This is a genomic window from Methylobacterium sp. WL103 (assembly GCF_008039885.1).
GTDB classification, from domain to species: domain Bacteria; phylum Pseudomonadota; class Alphaproteobacteria; order Rhizobiales; family Beijerinckiaceae; genus Methylobacterium; species Methylobacterium cerastii.
Window position 1 is genome coordinate 1 of the sequence record NZ_VRUX01000472.1, and the last position, 3,391, is coordinate 3,391.

Genomic DNA, 3,391 nt, shown 5'->3' on the forward strand with positions numbered 1-3,391 from the left:
GCGCTGGCAAGCGCGCCGCCGAAGTTCGCCGTCGTCGGGGTGGTCGCGCCGCTCGGCGGCCTCGCCGCCCTGATCCTGGGGCAGCGCGTCCGGTTGACGCCGTTCCTGCTCGTCGCCTTCGCGGTCGGGCTCACGGTCAAGCTCGACGTCAGCGTCTTCCAGCACTTCGAGGCGGTCGGACAGTACCTGCCGAGCATCGGCGGCGGCGCCGGGCTGACCGTCAGCGTCGCCTTCCTCGTGGCGCTGACGCTGATCGCCTTCCGGCTCGTCGGGATCGGCGAGGCCGGCCCGCAGCGCGTGTCGCTCGATCCGCCCCTGGTGCTGACGCAACTCGCCTTCATGGCGGCCGGCGTGCTCTCCCTCGTGAACGCGGGCGACCCGACCTACCTGTGGTTCGACGAGTGGCGTTTCCTCACCCTGCTCGTCGTCTCGGTCGCGATCGCCAACCTCGGCCCGCAAGACGTCCGCACCCTGGCGCTGGCGATCTGCGTCCTCTGCCTGGTCCAGACCGCGGCGGCGGCGGTGCAGTACGTCACCGGCTCGGAACTCGGCCTCGGCGTGCTCGGCGAGGAGCAGATCGTCGAGGAGAACATCAACTTCCAGGCCCAGCGCCGCGCCGCCGGCTTCAAGGTCCACCCGAACATCCTCGGCTACTATTACGAGGTGGTGTGGCCGCTCGCGCTGGCTCTGGCGCTCTCCCGCGGCCCGGCCTGGCTGCGCCTCGTCGGGGCGATGGGCGCGCTCTCGGCGCTCAGTGGCGTGGTGCTGACCCTGTCGCGGGCCTCGTGGCTCACCTACCCGCTCTCGGCGTCGCTCGTCGTGCTGCTGGTCTACCGCGACCGGCTGCTCTCGCGGGCGAGCCTGGTCGTGGCGGGCCTCCTCCTCGCCGTGGGCGTCGTCGCAGCGATCGTCGTCGGTCCGATGATCTGGGAGCGGCTGTTCGCCGACGACGGCGGCTCGGCGGCGCAGCGCGGCCCCCTGAACGCGGCGGCGCTCGCGCTGTTTTCGCAGTTCCCGATCCTCGGGGTCGGATTGAACAATTTCGGCAACATGTTCGCGACGCTGGACCACACCGGCCTGTCGCGGCTCGCCGGCCTGTTCGACCGCTCGAACCACGTCGTCCACAACCTCCACATCCTCGTCCTCACCGAGGTCGGGATCGTCGGATACGCCGCCTTCGCCCTGGTCTTCGGGATCGGCCTGTGGCGCGGCTTTTCCGCGGTGCGGCGCGCGCCGGTCGGCGACCCCCTCGCCGCGATCGCCGGAGCCTCGGCGATCGGGCTCCTCGCCCACCTCCTCCACGGCCTCGTCGACCCCGGCTTCCGCCTGAACCTCGGCATCGCCGAGCTGCTCTACACCGCGCTCGGGATGATCGCGGCGGTGGCGGCGGCGCAGCGCGCCGGCCGCATCGCCGCCCTCACCGCACCGAGCGCGGGTCCCTTCTCCCAGGGGGAGCAGGACAGGATGAGGGGCGTGACCTTTCCGGATGACGCACGCCCCTCACCCCAGCCCTCTCCCGCTGGGAGAGGGAGTCGCGGCGTGGCGTCCCGCGCCAGATCCCAACGAAGAAGCGCGAGCTTGCGATGACCCCCGCCCTCAGCGTCCTCGTCGTCACCTACAAGTCCGGCGCCGACGTCGACACCTGCCTCGCCCTGCTCGCGGCGAGCCGGATCGACCGTCCCTACGAGGTGATCGTCGTCGACAACGCGTCCGGCGACGGCACGGCCGAGCGGATCGCTGCCGCCTGGCCCGACATCCGCGTGATCGCGGAGACGACGAACCACGGGTTCGCCGGCGCCAACGCGCTGGCCTACGCCGCGGCCCGCGGCGACGCGATCCTGCTGCTCAACCCGGACGCGTACCTGCGCGACCCGGATGCGGTCGCGGTGGCGCTCGCCCACCTCGACGCCCACCCCCAGGTCGGCGCCGTCGGCCTGCGCCTCGTCTTCGAGGACGGGCGCCATCAGGTCGGCGACGCCGGGTTCGAGCCGCGCCCGCTCACCGTCGCGGTACACGCGGCCGGTCTGTCGGGGCGGTTCGGCCTGCGCGGGGTCTACCTGTCGGGCGGCCAGGCGCGAGCGCCGGGGCCGGTCTCCGTCGACTGGCTCTGCGGCGCCTTCCTGATGTTGCGGCGCGCGGCGGTGGAGGCGATCGGCGGCCTGTCGAGCCCGCTGTTCCTCTACGGCGAGGACGTCGACTGGGGCTGCCGGGTGCGCGACGCCGGATGGCGGGTCGAGTACCTGCCGGACCGCAGCGTGGTCCACCTCCAGGGCGGCTCGGGGAGCACCCGCTCCCCCCGCTGGCTCGACGGGCTCGCCGGCGTCTATCGGCTGCGCAACGGGGGGCGCCGGCTGTCCTCGCCGGCCTTCTTCGCGGTGCCGCTCTGGCTCGGGTTCACCGCGCGCGCGGCCGTCTACGGCCTGCTCGGCCGGCTGCGGCGCCGGCCGGACCTGTTGGGCAGGAGTCGCGACATGAAGCGGTTCGCGGACCACCTTGCAAATATATAAACGAAGAAAGCTCAGTAATCGCTCAGCGCTTTCGGATGAAGACCATGTGATAGCCCTTGAACGGACCCGGCGTGAGCCGGAACAGCAACTCCCAAAACTTGCCCAGGACGATGTTCTCGCCATGATAGAACGGTTGCCCGTCGAACGCGTAGGTGAAGTGCTCGAACCGGTCAGTTGGGAAAAGCCGCTTCCGCGCCGCCTCCGTGTTCATCGTGTAGAGCGGCACGAAGGAGTCGATCTCGACGCGGCGTGGCTCGACCATGCGCAGCACGCGGGCGTGCAGGCGCTTGGGGACCAGCCGGGCGCCGACCCCGACATAGCCCCAGCGGTTGGGCGTCCAGGCGCAGAGCCAGCCGCCGGGGGCGAGGATGCGGCCGAGCTCCTGCGCCGTCCGCTCGGGCGTCTCGATGTGCTCCAGCACCGAGAAGGCCGAGATCAGGTCGAAGCTGGCATCGGGGAAGGGCAGCAGCCCGTCGTGGCCGACGAGCTTGACGGCGTCCGCCGTCTCGTTCCCGAGCACCGCTTCGTCGACGTCGCAGGCGGTGACGTGGGCGCAGCGCCCGCGGAAGTCCCCGAGCTGGCGGCGCAGTGGAACCGGGTCATGGCTCCACTTGCCGCGTCCGGCGCCGAACTCCATCACCCGCATGTCGGGGCGCAGCAGCGTGTTGACGCGGACGATGTACTCCATCCGGTGGTCCTGCCGGGAATAGCCCCCGGCTCCCATCTCGCGAAAAAGCCGCTCCTCGACGGTGACCGGCTCCCGATGGGGCATCGCGTCCTGGCGCAGAAGGGTGTCGTGGCCCATGAATCGTCCTCCTCAAGCGATGGGGTGGTGGGGACGCGCCGCGTGCGGGCGTCCGATGGCGGGCGGCACGCCGGCGCAG

3 protein-coding genes are annotated in these 3,391 nt (G+C 71.6%); 2 read left to right on the top strand and 1 reads right to left on the bottom strand.

Going from position 1 to position 3,391, the window contains the following annotated elements; genetic code table 11:
* Positions 1-1,587 (top strand): O-antigen ligase family protein (locus tag FV222_RS20740; RefSeq protein WP_147815535.1); only part of this gene is annotated, 1,587 nt, incomplete at its 5' end.
* Complete coding sequence (locus FV222_RS20745) at positions 1,584-2,507, top strand: glycosyltransferase family 2 protein (RefSeq protein ID WP_147815536.1); 924 nt, start codon at positions 1,584-1,586, stop codon at positions 2,505-2,507. The genes FV222_RS20740 and FV222_RS20745, both read left to right, overlap by 4 nt.
* 22 nt (positions 2,508-2,529) lie before the next feature.
* Here FV222_RS20745 and FV222_RS20750 read toward each other — a convergent pair whose 3' ends face one another.
* Entirely contained in the window at positions 2,530-3,312 is a 783-nt protein-coding gene (locus FV222_RS20750) for a class I SAM-dependent methyltransferase (protein ID WP_246685573.1), read from the bottom strand.
* Positions 3,313-3,391: the final 79 nt, after the last annotated feature.

What these genes read in the sequence shown, in the direction of transcription:
- FV222_RS20745 (WP_147815536.1), top strand. Translation starts at nt 1,584, where the DNA reads ATGACCCCCGCCCTCAGCGTCCTCGTCGTCACCTACAAGTCCGGCGCC.
- FV222_RS20750 (WP_246685573.1), bottom strand. Translation starts at nt 3,312, where the DNA reads ATGGGCCACGACACCCTTCTGCGCCAGGACGCGATGCCCCATCGGGAG.